The 19,117-nt window shown below is 53.0% G+C and carries 14 protein-coding genes; 10 read left to right on the top strand and 4 right to left on the bottom strand.

The features are described 5' to 3' along the window. The first annotated feature begins 10 nt into the window (after positions 1 to 10). The gene (locus HBA55_RS18720; RefSeq protein ID WP_166994587.1) at positions 11 to 3,145 is read left to right on the top strand and encodes an efflux RND transporter permease subunit; all 3,135 of its coding nucleotides are present in this window, start codon (positions 11 to 13) and stop codon (positions 3,143 to 3,145) included. 2 nt (positions 3,146 to 3,147) lie between these two features. Here HBA55_RS18720 and HBA55_RS18715 read toward each other — a convergent pair whose 3' ends face one another. Beyond that, a complete protein-coding gene (locus tag HBA55_RS18715; RefSeq protein WP_166994585.1) occupies positions 3,148 to 3,576 on the bottom strand; it encodes an Hsp20/alpha crystallin family protein in 429 nt (142 codons plus the stop codon). A 183-nt stretch (positions 3,577 to 3,759) separates the two neighbouring features. On the opposite strand from HBA55_RS18715, the gene HBA55_RS18710 reads away from it, so the two are divergent. Together HBA55_RS18710 and HBA55_RS18705 are read left to right on the top strand one after the other, a co-directional pair. Next, complete coding sequence (locus HBA55_RS18710; protein ID WP_166994583.1) at positions 3,760 to 4,629, top strand: prephenate dehydratase; 870 nt, start codon at positions 3,760 to 3,762, stop codon at positions 4,627 to 4,629. Positions 4,630 to 5,006: 377 nt separating this feature from the next. Next, positions 5,007 to 6,458, top strand: a complete 1,452-nt coding sequence (locus HBA55_RS18705) for a two-component system sensor histidine kinase NtrB (RefSeq protein WP_166994581.1) — start codon at positions 5,007 to 5,009, stop codon at positions 6,456 to 6,458. A 9-nt stretch (positions 6,459 to 6,467) separates the two neighbouring features. Here HBA55_RS18705 and HBA55_RS18700 read toward each other — a convergent pair whose 3' ends face one another. Then, positions 6,468 to 7,508 carry an AraC family transcriptional regulator gene (locus tag HBA55_RS18700; protein ID WP_166994579.1) on the bottom strand — a complete coding sequence of 347 codons (1,041 nt, stop codon included), beginning with the start codon at positions 7,506 to 7,508 and terminating at the stop codon, positions 6,468 to 6,470. A gap of 260 nt (positions 7,509 to 7,768) precedes the next feature. Here HBA55_RS18700 and HBA55_RS18695 point away from each other — a divergent pair, with 260 nt between their 5' ends. The 7 genes from HBA55_RS18695 (at position 7,769) to HBA55_RS18665 (ending at position 17,099) form a co-directional block, all read left to right on the top strand. Beyond that, positions 7,769 to 9,970, top strand: a complete 2,202-nt coding sequence (locus tag HBA55_RS18695; RefSeq protein WP_166994577.1) for a TonB-dependent receptor — start codon at positions 7,769 to 7,771, stop codon at positions 9,968 to 9,970. A 13-nt stretch (positions 9,971 to 9,983) separates the two neighbouring features. Then, a complete protein-coding gene (locus HBA55_RS18690) occupies positions 9,984 to 11,129 on the top strand; it encodes a linear amide C-N hydrolase (protein WP_166994575.1) in 1,146 nt (381 codons plus the stop codon). Then, a complete protein-coding gene (locus HBA55_RS18685; RefSeq protein ID WP_166994573.1) occupies positions 11,126 to 12,820 on the top strand; it encodes an amidohydrolase in 1,695 nt (564 codons plus the stop codon). The genes HBA55_RS18690 and HBA55_RS18685 overlap by 4 nt, the downstream gene beginning before the upstream one ends. Positions 12,821 to 12,906: 86 nt before the next feature. Continuing rightward, the gene (locus tag HBA55_RS18680; RefSeq protein WP_166994571.1) at positions 12,907 to 13,551 is read left to right on the top strand and encodes a TetR family transcriptional regulator; all 645 of its coding nucleotides are present in this window, start codon (positions 12,907 to 12,909) and stop codon (positions 13,549 to 13,551) included. A 101-nt stretch (positions 13,552 to 13,652) separates the two neighbouring features. Continuing rightward, positions 13,653 to 14,111: a DUF1499 domain-containing protein gene (locus tag HBA55_RS18675; protein ID WP_166994569.1), complete on the top strand. Its 459-nt coding sequence runs from the start codon at positions 13,653 to 13,655 to the stop codon at positions 14,109 to 14,111. Positions 14,112 to 14,220: 109 nt separating this feature from the next. Next, positions 14,221 to 16,425: a dihydrolipoyl dehydrogenase gene (gene lpdA / locus HBA55_RS18670; RefSeq protein WP_166994567.1), complete on the top strand. Its 2,205-nt coding sequence runs from the start codon at positions 14,221 to 14,223 to the stop codon at positions 16,423 to 16,425. Positions 16,426 to 16,469: 44 nt separating this feature from the next. Beyond that, a complete protein-coding gene (locus tag HBA55_RS18665) occupies positions 16,470 to 17,099 on the top strand; it encodes a glutathione S-transferase family protein (RefSeq protein WP_166994565.1) in 630 nt (209 codons plus the stop codon). Between the two features lie 278 nt (positions 17,100 to 17,377). Here the strand turns inward: HBA55_RS18665 and HBA55_RS18660 are convergent, their stop codons facing one another. Both HBA55_RS18660 and HBA55_RS18655 read right to left on the bottom strand, forming a co-directional pair. Continuing rightward, positions 17,378 to 17,962, bottom strand: coding sequence for a class I SAM-dependent DNA methyltransferase (locus HBA55_RS18660; protein WP_166994564.1), 585 nt, complete (start codon positions 17,960 to 17,962; stop codon positions 17,378 to 17,380). A gap of 116 nt (positions 17,963 to 18,078) precedes the next feature. Next, a complete protein-coding gene (locus HBA55_RS18655; protein WP_166994562.1) occupies positions 18,079 to 19,032 on the bottom strand; it encodes an alpha/beta hydrolase in 954 nt (317 codons plus the stop codon). Between the last annotated feature and the right edge of the window lie 85 nt (positions 19,033 to 19,117).

Raw genomic sequence — 19,117 nt, 5'->3', positions numbered from 1 at the left:
GACGTGAACCATGACCCGACTGGTAGACTTTTTTATTGATAATCCGGTGGCCGCCAACCTGTTGATGTTGGCTATCCTGTTGGGTGGTTTTCTCGGGTTGAATACGATTAACAAAGAGGTGTTCCCTGCAACCGAGCAGAACGTTATTAATGTCACCATGATCTATCCCGGTGCGGGGCCCCAAGAGGTAGAGCAGCAAATTGTTGTTCGAATTGAAGAGGCAGTGTCGGATCTGGCGGGAGTTTTCCAGATAACCTCCAGTTCTCGTCAAAGCTCAGGCAATGTTCGTATCGAAGTGATCGAGGGCTTCGATATCAAGCAGTTGCTGAACGATATCAAGGCGAGGGTGGACGCCATCAATACGTTTCCGCCTCGTGCCGAACGCCCGATTGTCAGCCACGAACATTTTCGGCCGCAACTGATGTTCTTTTCCCTTTACGGTGACGCCGATGAGGCGACTCTGAAGAGACTCGGTCAGCAGGTTCGCGACGAAATGCCGCTGTTGGATGGTATCTCCGATGTAACCTACAACGGTGCACGAGCGGACGAGGTCAGCATCGAAATCTCCGAGAATACGCTCAGAAAATACCGTTTAACGTTCGAACAAGTGGCCAGGGCTATCCGGCAATCATCGGTAAACCTGCCGGCGGGTATGATTCAAACACCTACCGGGGGGGTGCAGGTGCAAACCCGGGAACAGGCGTATAGTGCGCAGGATTTTGCCGAAATTGTGGTTCTCTCCAATAGGGATGGCTCCCAGTTGACCCTGGGCGATATTGCCGAAATCCGAGACGGTTTCGCCGAGGAAGACCTTGAGGTGACTTACAATGGCAAACCGGCGCTGGATTTTACGGTTCACATCAGTGATAACCCGGATTTGTTTGGCGGCACGGCTGCTGCGCGCCAATATATCGAGGACTTACGCTCCATTCTTCCCCCTGGTTTAGATGTCACCATCAATTACGAAATGCGAGAGCTGTTTGACAGTCGAGTCGTGCTACTCACCAGCAACGCAGGCGGTGGTTTGCTGTTGGTGTTTTCCATTTTGATGCTGTTCCTACGCCCTCTGTTGGGGGCGTGGGTATGCCTGGGTATCGTTACCGCCTTCGCCGGCGCCTTTTGGTCATTGCCCTATGCAGGTATCAGCCTGAATATGCTGTCATTGTTTGCGTTTTTGATGGTACTGGGTATTGTGGTGGATGATGCAATTGTGGTGGGGGAGAGCATCTATTCCTGCCAGCAGTTGGGTACACACAATGCTGCCAGCGAAGGTGCAAGACGGGTGATGAAGCCGGTGATACTGGCTGTGCTCAGCACCATCATTTTCTTTTTGCCAATGCTGGGTGTCCCAACAGCGGTAGCCCCATTTACGCATTCCATATTTTATGTGGTGGCCTTCTGTCTGGTGTTTTCTCTGATTGAATGTCTGTTGATCCTGCCTTGTCACCTCGCGCACCTCAAGCCCGAGCGTGCCAGCAGATTCTCCTTGCTCCGTAAGCTAAGTGTCACCCGGAGCCGCGTTGCTGACGGGCTCATGAGCGTGGCCAAGCGTCGATATCGGCCTCTGTTACAGAGCGTCATCGGCAATCGCGGCGCGACACTGATCGGATTTACTCTGGTTTTTATGATCTCCGTTGCGCTCTATATTGGAGGCTGGGTGGGTACTTCGTTCTTTCCCAATGTGCCCCAAAGCTTCTTGTCAGTGAACATCACTTTACCCGAGGGGACTGCGTTTGAGGATACCCAAGCTATCGCCGACCGCATTGAACGTATCGCCATTGATATGCGCGATGACGAGAAACTGATAAAAATAAATCAAGGCAAGCCCTTTCTCACCGAAATCAAAAAAACAGCGCGAGCTGCTGAGGTTAACTTATTCGTTGGGTTGATGCAGCCTGAGAAACGGGTCGTTAACATCGACCAGGTCAGCGCACGTCTTCGGAAATTGATAGGACCAATGCCAGAAGCCAAAAGCTTTTCTCTGGTTACGGGGTTTGGTAACAATAGCGCAGATATTCAGTTGAATCTTAATGTTGCTGCCAATGATTATCCGTCCCAGTTGCAGGCGGTAAACGCAGTTAAAGAGACTTTAGCGGCTTATCCTGGCGTCGAGAACGTACGCAGCAGTTTACAGTCGGAGCGAGTGGAAGTGGTTGTTGGCCTCAGGGATCACGCCACCACGCTTGGAATAACCACGGAAACGGTTGCCCGCCAGCTCAGGCAGGGTCTTTACGGAGAAGAAGTGCAGCGTATACCCAGGGCCAAGGAAGATGTGCGGGTGATGTTGCACTACCCCAAGGCTGATCGCAGCCACCTTGGCATGCTGGATAGTATGCGAATCCGGACTGAGGATGGCACAGAAATTCCATTGAGTGCGGTGGCAGATATTCACTTAATGCCCGGTTTCAGCGCTATTGAGCGAACCTCTCGCAAGCGTAATATCAGCATCACCGCAGATACCGTCGAAGGGGTAGACGCATTGGCAATCTACCATCACATGATGGAAAAAAACGCGTTACAGTGGCAGCGCAGTTTTCCCGGCTTTGATCTCAGTAGCGACGGTAATCTAAGATCCCAGGCTCAATTTGGCGAAGGCCTGGCCCGTAACTTCCTGATGGCACTGCTCGCCGTTTATGCGCTGATGGCAGTGGCATTTAAGTCTTATGGTCAGCCCTTTATCATTCTTACCGCTGTCCCTTTTGGCTTTACTGGTGGGTTGGTGGGACATCTTCTACTGGGACACGACATCAGTATGATGTCATTCTTTGGCTTTCTTGCCTGTGCGGGAGTTGTTGTCAACGATAACCTGGTATTGCTCGACCGGCTCAATCATCTTAGATCCCAGGGTGTGGATATAGTGAAGGCGGCGCTAACGGCCGGACAGGACCGCTTTCGCCCCATCGTGTTAACATCACTGACCACGTTTGTTGGTCTGCTGCCCATATTGTTTGAACAAAGCAGCCAGGCAAAATTCCTGATCCCAATGGTGATCTCCCTGGGTTTTGGTGTCCTGTTTGCCTCGGTGGTGACCCTGTTTCTCGTCCCCTGTCTGTACGTGATTTGGGACCGCTGGACGTCAAAGCTAGGGCTTTTCTATGCGAAAGTCGGGGGACGTTTTGGTGGCGTCCCCCATAAGCAGGCTTGAATCTAATGAACTTCGATGCGGCGGCTTTGCGGTGCCTTGGGCTCGCGCTTGGGCACGGTCAGGTGCAGGATTCCATCCTTAAAGGTGGCATCAATGTCTTTTTCCTTGACATCGCCCATCAGGTTAAAACTGCGCATAAAACGGCCATAGCGGCGCTCCTGGCGTAATAGCTTGCCATCCTTCTCTTCTTTGTCTTCCTGGTGCAGTTCGGCCTCAACAGTCAGAACTCCGTCTCTCAGAGTGACTGTAAGATCGTCCTTTTTCACGCCCGGTAGCTCAGCGCTGACCATATAGGTCTTGTCATTTTCACGGATGTCCACCCGTGGAGAAAAGAACCCTTCTCCTTGCTCGGACATAAACCGCGAGGGGGTAAAGAAATTGTCGAACATGTGCTCAAAGTTCAACAGCGAATCACGTGGAATCAGACTCATGGTGATATCTCCCGTATGAGTTGAGGTTTATGTAGACAATAGAAATATGGTATCCAATCTCTTAATTTCAAATGCACTCTTTGCAATATTTGGCTATAAACAGTTGCGTTATTATGTGGACGCGCTTGCCTGTGGCATACTACGCCTCTTATTGATTCTGATAGTAACAGCAGTGTTGTAGTTATGGACAAAGCAGACAGTATCATCGCGTATCAGGGGCAGCCCGGCGCCTACTCCCACCTTTCCTGCCACCGGGTATTCCCCGACATGCAAGCTTTTGCGTGCGATTCTTTTACCCAGGCAATGTTTATGGTGGAAAGGGGCGAAGCGGATCTGGCGATGATCCCACTGGAAAATTCGACGGCGGGTCGCGTCGAAGAAATCTATCGGCTTATGCCAAAGACCAAACTGCATATTATTGGCGAGCACTTTGAACCGGTAAATCACTGTTTATTAGCGCTGCCTGGCACCAAACTGGAGGACCTGAAGACGATCTCCTCTCATCCCCAGGCATTGGCGCAGTGCGATGGTCATATTAAACAGTTGGGCTTGGAGCAAAGCGCAGCGCTGGATACCGCCGGCTCGGCCAAAGAGCTGTCTGAAAGCGGCGATGGCACCCATGCGGCCATCGCCAGCAGCCTGGCTGCGGAACTCTATAACCTCGATATCCTGAAAGAAAACTTCCAGGATAAAACCGGTAATACCACCCGTTTTATGGTGCTATCGCGCGACAGCCATATGCCTGAGTATGAGCCCCAGACAAAGTTCGTGACATCGGTGATGTTCACCGTGCGCAACATTCCTGCGGCGCTCTACAAAGCTCTGGGTGGTTTCTCCACCAACGGCGTCAACATGATCAAGCTGGAGAGTTATATGGCGTCAGACACCATGCAGGTCTCAAGCTTTCACCTGGATGTGGAGGGGCACCCCGATCAGGACAGCATGAAGTTCGCCATGCAGGAACTGAACTTCTTCGCCAAGGAGGTGCGCAACATCGGCACCTATCCGGCGCATCCCTTCCGCTATCGTGCCGACACGGTTATCGAGGATTGATCAGCCGGTGAAGTAGTTGACGCTCAGCGCCATGGCGACGGTCAGGCCGATAAACACCAGAATCAGGTTTCGCAGATTGCGCCAGGTATCCTGGTCGCTGAGGGCTTTATCGCTCATGGATCACCACCTCCGCTTTTAATAGTCCAGCCACATTAATCGGTGGTTGGGCATGGGATATTGATCCAGGTCAACGGTGCCCGCATTAGTCTATCGACTGGCACTCGATTTCAATGGCGTTGATAAATTGGACGCCAGTGCCGGATTGAGCAAAATTTAATCAATTAAAGGGGCTCGATCCTACAAAATGCCCTCAGCAATGAGGCGGGTTTTGGCATCTAATGCTAGTATTGCACCTGATCACACGTTTGAGCGGTAAAATGAAACAAGTCATCCTTTCCACCCTGATTCTTCTCCATAGCCAAGTTGTCCTGGCCGGAATTACCGACATCTTCAAAGACGAAGAGGGCAACACCAACTGGCAGCACCTGGCCAACTGGACCAGCGGTACTCTGATTATTCTGTTAACGATTGTTGTGGTGAACCTGTTTATCACTCGCAACAAGGCCCACCAGGCCAATCGGGCTCTGGAAGCAATCCGTAATGACTTGGAACTGAGGGTGCAGGAACGCACCGCGACTCTGGACGAAGCCAACCAGAAGCTGACAGATACCAACAAGTTGTTGGAAGATGAGGTCTCCCAGCACGTGATTACCTCCCAAAGGCTGCGCGCGTCCGAGTCCTATATCAAGAATATTCTGACCTCGATGCCACTGATGCTGATCGGGCTGGATGAAAAGGGCCAGATCACTCAGTGGAACCAACGCGCCGAAGAGGTATCCGGCCATCCCTCCGATGACGTCATGGGCAAGAACCTGTGGGAAGCCTACCCGGTGATTACCATTTCGCCGGACCAGGTCAAGCAGGCAATGGAGAAGGGCGAGGCGGTTACCATCAAGCACAGTCAGCGGGGCCGGTACCATTATGACATCACCATTTATCCGCTGCAGGGCCAGGTGGAAGCCGGTGTGGTGATTCTGGTTGACGACGTCACCAAACGGGTGAAGACCGAAAACCGACTGATTCAGCGCGATAAAATGTCCTCCATGGGAGAGCTGGCCGCCACCATGGCTCAGGACATCGATACCCCCCTGCAGGCGATCTTCAAGGACCTGGAGGTCTATCGCAACCTGCTGGCCAGTGGCGCCCTGACGGTCAATGGTGAGGGCAATGACAGTGAGGTCAACAAGCTCGATGAATCACTGGCCGACGCGTTGGACCAGGGCCGCTATGTGGCATCGGTGATCGGCAATCTGCTCGCCTTTGCCCGCAGTCGCAATGACGAAAAGCAGGCGATCAATGTACCGGAGGTGATGGACCATTCGCTCAAGCTGGCCAGTGAAATGCTGTCGGTACCTTCCAAATTGAAATTCGAAGACATCGAGATCGAGCGTAACTACGAAGAAGGCCTGCCGCAGATCCAATGCTATGTATTCGAATTGCAGCAGGTCTTTCTCAGTCTGTTCCGACACGCCTTGGGGCAAATGCCTGGATCGGGCCGGGAACCGAAGATTTCCATTCGTATTCTTGAATGCTACGACGCGATCTGGATTCAGATACAGCACAATGGCATCGGGTTGACCAGTGAAGAACAACAGTATCTGTTTGAGCCTTTCTTTGGTGATGGTGCGTCAGAAGACGATTACGACATTGGTAAGCGACTGTCGTTTTCTCACTTTATTGTCAGCGATCACCATCAGGGCGAGATGGCGGTAACTTCCGACGTGGAGGTGGGCAGCACCTTCCATATGCAGATCCCAATTGATCAATAATACCGACAACTAATTTGCTTCCTGCTCGCCGCGATACTCGGACGGGGTTAGCCCCGTCCAGCTCTTAAATGCGGTGCAAAAGGAACTTGCCTGGTTGTAACCCAGCCTCAAAGCCACATCCAATGTTGATAGCTTTTCTTCTTGCAGGTGCTGCAGAGCCAATTCATGGCGAACATTGACCAGTAATTCGTGAAAACTGGTGTTTTCCCGCTTTAGACGGCGTTGCAGGGTTCGTGGTGCTACGTGCATTAGCGCCGACAATGTCTCTACGGTGGTTTCGCCCTGGGGCAGCTGTTGGCGAATATGGTATTCCAATTTCTCTGAAAAAGCGCAGGCTGCTCGCAAGTGAGCAATCGCCTCTTCCGCTTCACGGCACAGCACTCGATGTACACGTTCGTTGGCATATCGTACCGGCGCGTCGATATCTGTTCGGCGAAACGTAATGCTGTTGTATGGCTGATCAAAGCTTACATTATTGCCGTAGGTTTCGCTAAACAGCGATGTGATTCGAGGACGTGTATAGGTGAGCTCGACACTGGTGGGGATGATGGTTCTGCCGCTGAGTGCCTGAGAGTTGGAAATCCAGCCGGCGGTCACCGCATCTACAAAGCAGCGGTCGGAGACAATGTCTCGGCTGTAGGGATACCAGCGAATACTGCAGGTGTCACCTTCATTGAGCAGTTGCGAATTGCCCGTATTCATCACCAGGTGACGATAACGAAATACCAGCTCCCAGGCGGCGCGGACCGTCGGAGCGGTGTAGGCTGCCATGCCGACCAAACCCATCCCGCAGGGATGGGCGTTGAGCACATAATGGAGCCCCAGATCCTCAATTCCACAATGGCCTCGTATCAACCGGATCAGTTGATATAAATCGGCGAGAGGATAGTGAGTCTCCAAATCCTCCAGAATGCCGGGCGACAGTCCCGCCTGCAGCAGCAATGAGTCGCGATCACAGCCGAGGCCCTGAGCCGTGTCCAGAACGTTTCTGAACCAATAGCCCACGACGCTCCATTCTGGCGATATTGATAAGGTGTCGTGGTTTCGCAAGGCCTTCTCCTGGTCAGATGGAGGCATTTCACAATGACATCATCCTAAGTCATTGATTTTTATTGGTTATTGGTTGGGCGCAGACAATTTAAGAGTAGTCTGGATTGATCTATCATCGTCCAACTCGTCTTATAAAGCTACAGGGTGGCGCGAATTCGAAATCAACTTGCCGCTAATTCGCACGGGCCGAGTGAGCGGAATGCCTAGAATAGAGGGCCATCTATCGTTCAAAACATAACAAAGAGACGAGGAGAGTATCCATGAAAAAAACCACTTCCCTGGCGGTTGCCGCTGCTGTTTCTCTGGGAGCCATCGCCGAAGAGCCGGGCAGTTTTGCCCTTGAGGAGGTTGTAGTTACCGCCCAGAAGCGCGCCCAGGATATGCAGGATGTACCTATCGCCGTGACGGCCATGTCTGCCGAAATGATTAAGCAGGCTGGCATCAGCGATATGAAAGGTATCGCCGTACGCACGCCCGGGTTTAGCATGGGCAGCTTTAACCCGGCCCAGCCACAAATGTTTATTCGCGGCATCGGCAGTAATGGCGATGGCGCCGGCGGTGGCGAGCAGTCTGTGGCGCTGTTTCTCGACGGTGTGTATATCAATCGCAGTGCCGGCGCCGGCACAGAACTTTATGACCTGGAAAGCATTGAGGTGTTACGTGGTCCTCAGGGGACTCTGTGGGGCAAAAATGCCATCGCCGGCGCCATCAACCTGACCAGCAAGCGACCTTCTGAGGAACTGGAAGCCTCCCTGGAAGTGGGCGCGGGAAACTATGGTCTGCAAAGCTATCGGGGCATGGTCACAGGCCCTCTGGCGGAAAATATAAACGGCAAGATCAGCTTTAGCCGCAAAAACCGCGACGCCTATGTGGACAGCGTCATTGATCCGGATATTGAAACAGGAGACCTCGATAGCGGCAATGTTCGTGCCCAGGTGTTGGTTACTCCTCAGGACAATCTGGAATTGCTGCTGACCCTTGACTACGGCACCGACGAGCGCAGCGGCTCGGCGGTGGTTCCTGCCGGCGATCAGGGGCTGGTCGGAATGTTCCTGCAATCGCCGGCGTTGCCCCAAACCGGCTTCCACGAAAATTACTTGGAAGATGCCGGCCGCACTCATGTTGACGCTAAGGGCATTTCGCTTCAGGTGGATTGGGATAATGATTTTGGTACCTTGACCTCTCTGACCGCTTGGCGGGAGAGCGCCACTGCCATGAACCAGATCTCCCTGGGGACTGGCATTACCGCGTTTCCAGTGCTCACTATCGATAATTTCGTGAAAGAAAACAGCGAAATGCTCAGCCAGGAGTTTCGTTTGGCGGGTGAACAGGGCGACCTGAATTGGCAGGCAGGTATCTATTACAACAACGAAAAGACAAATCGGACTGAGGGGGGCGCCTTTACCACAGCAGTCGATCTCGGTGCACTGTTTACGGGGGGCGGTGTGGTACCTCTCGGCACCACCATAGCTCTGCCCGATGACTTCTCCATTCAAGGTAACGAAACCACCAGTGTTGCAATATTTGGGCAGGGTACCTACTCCCTGACAGAGGATCTCGATCTGACCTTGGGGGTGCGCTACACCCGCGAAGAAAAAGACTTTACCAATGTCGGCACCGGGGGGGCGGGTTTGTATGTGCTGGAGAGTTACGACGTCGCCGTGAGCGAAACCTGGACGGCGCCAACTTATAAGTTGGTGGTCAACTACCATGTCAACGACGACACCATGGTATACCTCAGCGCTGCCAGCGGATTCAAGAGCGGCGGCTTCGATGGCACGGCGTCCACCGGAGAGGGAGCGGCGACGCCATTCGACGAAGAACAGGCATTGAATCTGGAACTGGGCTTCAAGTCGATGCTGCTTGATCGTCGCCTGCGTTTAAACGGAGCGCTGTTTAATACGCAATACGAAGACCTGCAGATTCTCCAGACCTTTCCCAATGGTAGCCCGGTACCTCCATTGCAAACCAAAAATGCCGGTGAGGCGGTGAGCCAGGGTATTGAACTGGAAGCCACATTGGCGTTGACCGAAAACCTGCAGCTATCCGCCACCTATGCCTATCTTGATACTGAATACACCCAGCTGGATGGCAACCTCGAACCCCATGAAGGCAATAAACTGCGTAACGCGCCGAAACATGCTTACAGCCTTGCGGCGCTCTATGACTGGGATCTGGAGAGTGGTGGAAGCGTTAATGCCCGGGCGGAATATGTGGCCAAGGATCAAGCTTATCAGGATGTACAGAACGTCGACTATGCCGCGATTCCCGCCTACAGAGTCACCAACTTGAGATTGACCTATGTCTCGCCTGAAGAGCATTGGGAAGTGGCGGGCTGGATCAATAATGCATTTGACGAGGAGTACTACCTGCACAACTACGCGTTGGCTCCCTTTGGCGCGTTTCACATTCCCGCGATGCCTCGTACGGTGGGCGTCACCGCAACCTGGAATCTTTTCTAAGGAGTGTCTGCTTATGAACAGAAATAACACTAGCACATCATCTGGTTTGGTCTGGTGCCTGAGTATCCTGTTGGTCTGGTCGCCAGCGCTAATGGCCTGTACCGGTATTCAGGTAAAGGCTTTGGATGGCAGTGTGATCTTTGCCCGTACTCTGGAATTTGGGTTGCCCTTGGAGTCAGAATTGACGTTTGTGCCCAGACAGCAAAGCTTTCAGAGTCAGCTCAACGACGGCAAGTCGGGGGCTGAATGGAAAAACCGTTACGCTTACCTCGGCGCCAGCGCCCTGGAACAGAACTATATGGGAGAGGGTTTCAACGAGAAGGGGCTGCATGTCGGTGTCTTCTATTTCCCGGGCTTTGCCGAATACGCTCAACTTAAGTCTTCGCAGCAGTCGCGCGCAATGCGTCCGCTGGATGTCACCGGCTGGCTGTTGGGGAACTTCGATTCAGTCGACGCTGTGGTCAAAGGTCTAGCCGACGTCGACATTGTGGAAACTTTCCACAAGCCCTGGGGAGAGGACTTTGTGTTTCCCCTGCATTGGATGGTGCAGGACGAAACCGGTCGGGCCTTGGTCATTGAACCTATCAAAGGTGAATTGATATTGCATGAAAACCCCGTTGGGGTTTTTACCAACGCCCCCAGCTTTGATTGGCATCTGACCAATTTGCGGAACTATGTAAATTTGCACGCAGATAACGTTAAGCAGCTTAACCTGAGTGATGCCATGACGTTAAAACCCTTTGGTGAGGGCTCAGGAATGATCGGTCTGCCCGGTGACTTTACGCCGCCATCACGATTTGTTCGGGCGGCTGCGTTGTTGCATTCAGCGATACCCGCAAATAATGCCGAGGAGGGGGTGAGTCTCGCCTGGCACCTGATCAACAATATCGATATTCCCAAGGGGGCGGCACGAGGAACGGTAACGGGCACCCCTCACTACGATCATACCCAGTGGGTGTCGGTATCCGATATCAGCAACCGACGCTTTTACTTCCGCAGTTATGAGGATCACAATATTCGCTATATGGACTTGAACGATCTGGATTTGGATGGAGATCGTATACTGACCACGGATATGGATACGCGCGGAGGTTATCAGCAAATCAGTTTCCACGATCAGGCCTCAAGTCAGCAACAAGCGAAGGCGAATGTTCGATGAGAATCATAACCCTGGTGGCGCTCTTGCTGAGTGTCACTACTCAAGCGGGTGAACCCGTAGCGATCTACACGGCAGCGGAAATCATCACAATGGAATCGGACCGCCCCCGGGCGGAAGCTGTGGCAGTTGCCGATGGAAGAATTGTTGCTGTGGGTTCTCAGGCGGAAATTCAACAGCAACTGGGGGGGCGGCCGTATCGGGTGGACTCCAGCTTCGCGGACAAGGTGTTGATGCCGGGATTAATCGACAATCACCTGCACCCATCTATGGCTGCTGTTTTGTTGCCGATGGCCTTTATCACCCCCTTTGATTGGCAGGTGCCTGGCCAAAGCGTCAAGGGTGTGCAGGGAAGGGAAGCCTATCTCCAGGCATTGCAACAAAAGGAAACTGAAACAAAGGGCGATGAATGGCTGTTTACCTGGGGCTACCACCACTATTTCCACGGAGGCATCAGTCGTCAAGATCTTGATGGGATTTCCAGCCGGCGTCCGATTATTGTCTGGCATCGCTCCTTTCATGAAATCTATATCAATACGCCGGCCCTCAAAGCTCTGAACATTACCGCTGATAAGGTGGCAGGACACCCACATATTGATTGGGACAAAGGCCATTTTTACGAAACTGCGCTGCCGTTTGCATTCGCACATCTGGGGCCAAAAATTCTAGCTCCCAACTGGTTTCGAGGCGGGCTCGAAAGCGTGCGTGAGGCAGTACATCGCGGTGGCGTCACCACTATTGCGGACATGGCAGCAGGCATGTTTGGCCTCAACATGGAGTGGCCCCATCTAAAGGCCGTTCTCGACAGCGAACAAACACCGTTTAGGACACTGATGATTCCATCTGCTGCCAGCTTCGGTGGGGCGCCCGGTGACGAGCAGTCAATGCACACAATCAGCGGATTGCCAGAGCGCAACAGCGAGAAGCTGAAATTCGTCAAACAAGTCAAATTACTGGCCGATGGTGCGTTCTTTTCTCAGCTGATGCAAATGAACGATCCCGGTTATCTGGATGGACACCATGGTGAGTGGCTGATGGAACCGGAACTCCTGGAGAATGCCGCGCGGGCCTATTGGCAGGCCGGCTACCAGCTTCATATTCACAGCAATGGTGACAAAGGCACTGAGGTGGTTTTGGATATCCTGGAAAAGTTACAACAGGAGCATCCCAAGGATGACCATCGTACAACCCTGCATCACCTCGGCTACTCCACCGAAGCGCAAAGCGCTCGCATGGCTGAGTTGGGGGCATTGGTTTCCGCCAATCCCTATTATCTGTATGCCTTGGGGGACAAGTACTCAGAGATTGGATTGGGTGCGGAACGGGCGTCCGAAATTGTTCGGGCCGGCTCTTTGGTAAAGCATGGTGTGCCCTTATCTCTGCATTCCGACTTTACCATGGCTCCGGTGGAGCCTCTGACCCTGGCCTGGGTCGCGGCCAACCGTAAAACGGCCGCGGGGACTGAGATGGCGTCAGACCTTAAATTGACATTGGATCAGGCACTTCGGGCGGTGACCATTGACGCGGCCCATGCGATTCGAATGGAGCAGGAGGTGGGTAGCATCGCTGTTGGTAAAAAAGCAGACTTTACGGTGCTGGTAGCGGACCCCTACCGGATTCCCCTATCGCAGCTGAAAGACATTTCGATTTGGGGAACGGTGTTTGAAGGGCAGGTGTTTCCAATTGCTCGATAGACTGATCGCTTGGTTGACTGCACCGGACCCACTACAATAGCTGGCTGCAGCGTCGTCCGGAAACCGGCAGGAGCCAGTTCACGGATGTGAACCAAACCAGTCCGGAGAGCCCGTTGGTCCAGTTACGAAAAGCCCCCAAACAGGCCCGCGCCAAACAGCGGGTCGCTAAGTTGCTTGAGGTGGCCGAGCAGCTGCTGATCGACGAGGGCTATGACTCCTTCAGTACCAATCGTGTCGCCAAAGAGGCAGATATCAGCATTGCTTCGCTGTACCAGTACTTTCCCAACAAAGAAGCCCTGGTATACGCCATCAACCGCAAGATGCTGGATGAGGTGCTGGAGGGCTGCGAGCGCTACCTCGAGCTCAGTGAAACTCTGGGCTGGAAGAAATTATTTAAACGCATGGACGATGACTTTCTGGCCAGTGAGGAGCATATCAAGCTGGTGCGGGAGCTGGATCACGCCATTTTTACCAGCGAGGAGCTGCAGCAGATGGAGCGGCAGCATACGGATGCCATCGCCGACTTCTACGTGCATCTGCTGCAGAATTACGGCTCCACTTGGCCACGCCATGCCCTGATGAATACAGGCAGGTTTCTCTACCATACCGCCAACAGCATCTATTACGACCAGCCACACGCCCACGGCCGGGATCGCAGTGAGACCATCAAGATCTACCAAATGGCCATTTTCCCTTTAGTGGAACGAGCGATTTCCCAACCCTGGGCGTGACTCGGCAGTCAATCTTGCCGCCCCTGATACTATTGACTTTAGGGGTTTGTCTGTATAAATTTGGTGCAATTAAATTGTGCACAACTTAAGGCGGCAGTCCCATGAAATCCATTAAGAAGGTTGTTCTGGTTCTAAGCGGTTTGATCGTTCTGGGGGGGTGTTCCCTGCTGGCTCAAAACCTTACCGCACCCTCCCACTTGGGTCACCAGAACGGCCAGCTGGCGCCAATGCCGGACAAACCAAATGCGGTATCCACTCAGACTGATCAGACGGACAAGCGAGTCGAGCCGCTTCCCGCCAGGGGCAGCCGCGAGGCGACCATGGTTGCTGTCGTGGCTGTGCTGGAGGCTATGGGTGGTAACGAGATTCAGCGCCAGGATGGCCCCTACCTCTACAGTGTGTTCACCACGCCTGTGATGCGCTATCGCGATGATGTGGAGTTCTATATTGATGAAGCCAACGGGGTGCTGCATTTTCGCTCTCAATCCCGCGCCGGTTACTCGGATATGGGGGTAAACCGTAAGCGCTACGAGCAGTTTCGCGAACTCTATCTGCGATAATCCAACGCAATATTGGGAACGTATACCGGAGCGTGATGTCAACAAGCTCAATGTATTACCGCCCTTGTGATTGTCGGGCGGGTTATTTATTTGAAGCCGGAGTTCTTGCATGAGCCGCACCAAAGTCTTGCTGTTGATTGTGATCGCCGCTGCCCTCGCGGCGGTCTATTATTTTGATGCCACCCGATTCCTGAGTCTGGAGTACTTTAAGTCACAACAGGCCGCCGTGGATGAGTTTGTAGCCACTCGACACCTGCTCAGTGTGGTGATTTTCTTTGGCGTCTATGTGGCTGTTACCGCCCTCTCCATTCCCGGTGCCGCGCTGATGACACTGATTGCCGGTGCACTATTTGGCTTGCTTGAAGGGCTGATTATTGTTTCCTTTGCATCGACGCTGGGGGCGACACTGGCGATGTTAGTGTCGCGGTTATTGCTGCGGGATGTTGTTCAAAAGCGTTTTGCTTCGCAGCTCAAAACCATCAACACCGGCGTTGCAAAAGAGGGGGCGCTGTATTTGTTTACACTGCGTCTTGTGCCCGTAGTTCCTTTCTTTGTCATCAACCTGGCGATGGGTCTGACTCGGATGCCGGCGCGCACCTTTTTCTGGGTCAGCCAGGTGGGTATGCTGGCGGGAACGGCGGTCTACGTCAACGCGGGTACTCAGATTGCCAATATCGATTCCCTGCAGGGCATTGTCTCCGCGCCCATTATTCTGTCATTTGTGCTGCTGGGTTTGTTCCCCTGGTTTGCCCGGCATTTGGTGGCGTTGGTCAAACGTCGTCAGGTTTACAAGAACCATCCCAAGCCTACGCAGTTTGATGAGGACATCGTGGTGCTCGGCGCGGGCTCCGGAGGTTTGGTAACGGCTTATATCGCGGCGATGGTGAAGGCGCGAGTGACGCTGATCGAAAGGCACCAAATGGGTGGTGACTGTCTCAACACCGGTTGTGTGCCTTCCAAAGCGTTAATTCGTTCGAGCAAATTTATGGCTGATGCCAGCCGTGCTTCAGATCTGGGTTTTCGCAAGGCGGATGTGGAGTTCAGCTTTGGCGATATTATGGCTCGTGTGCAGCGGGTGATAAAAGACATCGAACCTCATGATTCCATCGAGCGCTATACCAACCTGGGCGTAAACGTGGTGCAGGGTGAGGCCAGGATTACGTCTCCCTGGACGGTGGAAGTCAACGGCCAGACCATTACCACGCGTAATATTGTGGTGGCTACCGGTGCGCGTCCGTTTGTTCCGCCGATTAAAGGGGTGGAGGATATTGATATTCTGACCTCGGACAATTTGTGGCAGTTGCAGGAGCAGCCTGAGCGTTTGTTGGTATTGGGTGGCGGTCCGATTGGGTGTGAACTGAGTCAGAGTTTTGCCCGTCTGGGCAGTAAGGTGACTCAGGTGGAGATGTTGCCGCGTCTGATGATTCGTGAAGACGAGGATGTTTCCACCGCCGTGCAGCAGCGTTTTGCCGCTGAGGGAGTGGATGTCAGGGTCGACCATAAGGCGGTGGAGTTTGTGAAGCGCGATGGTCGCCAGATTTTGATTTGCGAGCATGGTGACGAAAAGGTAGAGATTGAATTTGATCGCGTCCTGGTGGCAGTGGGTCGTGCCGCCAACAGTCAGGGCTTTGGGCTGCAGGAGCTGGGTGTAGAAACCAATCCTAATGGCACTATCGCTGTAAACGAGTACCTGCAGACCCGTTATCCCAATATTTATGCAGTGGGTGATGTAATTGGGCCTTATCAGTTTACTCACACCTCTGCGCATCAAGCCTGGTATGCGGCGGTTAACGCATTGTTTGGGCGCTTTAAGTCTTTCAAAGTGGATTATTCGGTAATTCCCTGGGCCACTTTTACCGAGCCTGAGGTGGCTCGGGTAGGGCTCAATGAGCTCGATGCGAAGGAGCAGGGGATTGATTACGAGGTCACTTGTTTTGATGTGGCGGAGTTGGATCGGGCTATCGCCGATGAGGAGGCTCATGGCTTTGTGAAGGTGCTGACGGTACCCGGCAAGGATAAGATCCTGGGTGTGACGATTGTGGGGGAACAGGCCGGTGATTTGATCGCTGAGTATGTGATGGCGATGAAACACAATATCGGCCTCAATAAAATTCTCGGCACGATCCATATTTATCCGACTCTGGCTGAGATGAACAAGTACGCAGCCGGCGAGTGGAAGCGGGCTCGTAAGCCCGAGGCGTTGTTGGCGTGGGTTGAGCGTTTCTTCAGTTGGCAGCGTGGCGATAAGCCGGCGCCGGCTACGGCGCCCCGTTCTTACGGTTCCTTGGCTGATCGCGGTGCGGATGCGAGTTAGCCGTCTTTCAATACGATGACATCCCAGTAAGGAGAGAGAGTTTTATGATTAGGTTGCACCATCTGAATAAGTCGCGTTCCAAGCGTATCATCTGGTTGTTGGAGGAGCTGGGTGTTGATTATGAGATCAAGTCGTACCAGCGGGATGCGCAGACGCGTTTGGCGCCGGCGGAGTTGCGGGCGGTTCATCCGTTGGGCAAGTCTCCGGTGATTGAGGATGGCGATTTGACGGTGGCGGAGTCGGGCGCGATTACGGAGTATCTGGCAGCGACTTATGGTGCGGATACGCTGGTGCCGCAGCCGGGTACGGTTGAGTATGTGGATTATATTCAGTGGTTGCATTTTGCGGAGGGGACGGCAGCCTTTCCGTTGATCGCTACGTTTATTTTGAGCGCGGATAATAGCCAGGACTGTAAGTTGGGTGAGTATTCCACTCGCAATATGATTGCCAATCTGGGGTACGTCAATCAGTTGTTGGAGAGTCGGACTTATTTGGTGGGTGAGCAGTTTACGGCTGCGGATATTTTAAATGCGTTTGTGTTTGAGGCTGTGGCTGCCAGTGTGGGGCTGGATCATTTCCCGAAGTTGGCAGAGTATCTGGAGAGGATTAAGTCTCGCCCTGCGGCGCAGAAGGCTGATGCTTTGGAAAAACAGTATGATGCTGAAGAGGCTTAACAGGCATTACTGGTTCGGTGTTTGAGGTTGCAGGAGCCGTCAGGTTTGGTGCCATAACGGGCAGCTGGTACGTTGTTTTCGGAGCTGTCGGGCGCCCCTCCGGGGTACCCTCAGTCCCGAAAAAGCCCGGCAAAAAACGCCGGTCTTTTTCACTCCTTCGGCGCTCCTCTTTTATGCTCCGAAAACAACGCACCAGCCACCCTTGACTCTGTAGTTCTCGTTGTTTAATGCCTCAACCTTATGGGGTGTTTTGGAGTATGTACCGACAATTTGTAGTTTTACTGATTGTTGGCGACTGCCATTATGACTTCGATGGAATCTTCGCCATTTTCCATAGAGAATGGAAGAGTCACTGAGTAGTTCGAGAAACCAGCTCGTTCGTAGGCTTCCCTAATTTCTTTTTCTGAAAAACCACTTCCCGGTTCATTTTCCTGCTTGAGCCAGTCCCACTGGACCAAGCGTCCCTCTCTTTTCAGCAGCTGTTTGAGTAATTTAAGGGTGTTGCCAAAGTCCGGAACAAAGGCCAGTGAGGATGAGGCAACGATAAGCTCAAATTCTTCTCCTAACAGAGGGTTTTCATCTATCTCACTCTGAGACAGTTCAGATGAAATGGTATTCACGTTGCCGATGCGTTTTGCATCAAGAACGTCAATCATTTTTGAGGAGGGATCCAGAGCGACGATTGATGTGGCGTGTCGGGACAGTTTTTCGGTGAGCAGGCCAGTCCCACAGCCGAAATCGAGGATGCGAAATCCATCGATGTCGAGCTTTGCAATTAAGGATTGATAGGCGTTGTCTGCATAAGCAATAACGGACGCATTGGTATCCCAGTCGTCAGCGTAATCGTCCCAAGTGTCGCTCATAGCGGGAATCCTCTACTGCCCAAAGTTGCAATCAGGGCAGTGATTCTAACCCATTTGGCGGTAAATGGTGTATGGGTTGAGACGACTGAGCTGTCTTCAATGGATAATCCAGTTGTTCAGTCAATATCAAACGCGTGCTTCAGCACATCAAAATAGATGGTATGTGCTCGTTTCGATACCCGTGCGCCGGGAACTTTAAATTCAAACGCGTGGGTGCCGCCGGGAAAGATGTGCAGCTCCGCCGGAACACCCGCTTCCAGCAAGCGCCGTGCATAGAGGATGTTTTCATCCAAAAATAAATCCAGACTGCCGACGCCGATGTAGGCGGGGGGCAAGCCACTGAGGTCCTCGGCTCGCGCAGGTACGGCGTAACAAGGCAGTGACTCCGGGTCGCCTTCACCCAGATAAGCATCCCAGCCCTTGCGGTTGGAATCGCGATCCCAGGCAATACCGGTCAGTTCAAAATGTGTGGAAGGTTGGTCGTTGCGATCATCCAGCATTGGGCAAAACAGCAGCTGGTAGACCAGCGAGTATTCTTTCCGCTCACGAACCATCAGTGCCAGAGCCGCCGCCAGGCCGCCGCCGGCGCTGATGCCGACCACCGCAATTTTTTTCGGATTGATTTCCAGAGTGCCGGAGTTTTCCACCATCCACTTGAGCGTCGCGTAACAGTCATTCAACGGCGCCGGAAAGGGGTGTTCCGGGGCGAGACGATATTCCACCGATACAATGGTGCAGCCAACGCCGTCAGCCATGGTCTGCATAATGGGGGTTTCGCTGTCGATGGCTCCCAGGAAGTAGCCGCCACCATGAATCCAGAGGATGGCAGGCGCAGGGCCCTGCAGGCGGGAGGGTCGATAAACTCTAACCTTTACACGGGGGTCGCCGTCGAGCCCATTGATATCCTGGTCCTGGAAGGGCACGTCTTCCCTGACCGGGATATCGGCGATTCGATCGCGCATCATCTGATTGTATAGCGTTCGAGTGGTGGGCAGATCTGCCCATAGATCGAAGTCCATGTTGACTTCGGGCTCGACCAGCAATTCCGGATCTATAAGCTCTTTGACCATTTGTGCCTCCCAAATTATTCAACTGTGATGCTATATTAGTCTTGCTATGCTCGTCGAAATAGCTCAATTAGACGATAAAATGTAA

The sequence above is a fragment of the Pseudomaricurvus alkylphenolicus genome, assembly GCF_011683955.1.
Taxonomy (GTDB): domain Bacteria; phylum Pseudomonadota; class Gammaproteobacteria; order Pseudomonadales; family Cellvibrionaceae; genus Pseudomaricurvus; species Pseudomaricurvus alkylphenolicus.
Note: the sequence above shows the minus strand (reverse complement) of the source record. Positions and strands in the feature narration are given on the sequence as shown.